The 297-nt window shown below is 55.6% G+C and carries 1 protein-coding gene and 1 pseudogene; one reads left to right on the top strand and one right to left on the bottom strand.

Annotated features, from left to right (window positions below):
- The coding region (locus EN852_RS39115) for a UPF0262 family protein (RefSeq protein ID WP_189546632.1) at nucleotides 1-95 on the top strand (95 nt) is incomplete at its 5' end.
- Here EN852_RS39115 and EN852_RS42030 read toward each other — a convergent pair.
- Nucleotides 92-297 (bottom strand): annotated as a pseudogene (locus EN852_RS42030) (hypothetical protein); the annotation flags it as partial. The gene EN852_RS39115 and the pseudogene EN852_RS42030 sit on opposite strands and share 4 nt — an antisense overlap.

The following is a 297-nucleotide window of genomic DNA, read 5'->3' as shown; positions in this document are numbered from 1 at the left end:
CGCTGATGGACCGGCTCGCCGGTAAGATCGAGATCGACTTCGACACGGCGCGGCGGCTGTTCACGCTGGTCTGCGTGCTGCACTGGCGCGGTTAGATCAGGATGACGTTTCGTTGAAACACCATCCTGATCCAGCTCTTTGTTGGAGCATGATCTTTTCCGAAAACCGGTTCCCACTTTTCGGGATCATGCTCTTTTGTTGGAGCATGATCTGGTCCGAAAACCGGTTCCCACTTTTCGGGATCATGCTCTAGTGCCCGCCCTGCCCCACTCGATCCTGTTTTTGTGCGGCATGAAC

The organism is Mesorhizobium sp. M2E.F.Ca.ET.209.01.1.1 (assembly GCF_004010375.2).
Taxonomy (GTDB): Bacteria; Pseudomonadota; Alphaproteobacteria; order Rhizobiales; family Rhizobiaceae; genus Mesorhizobium.
The sequence above is the reverse complement of the archived record's forward strand: the minus strand, read 5'-3'. Positions and strand labels throughout refer to the sequence as shown.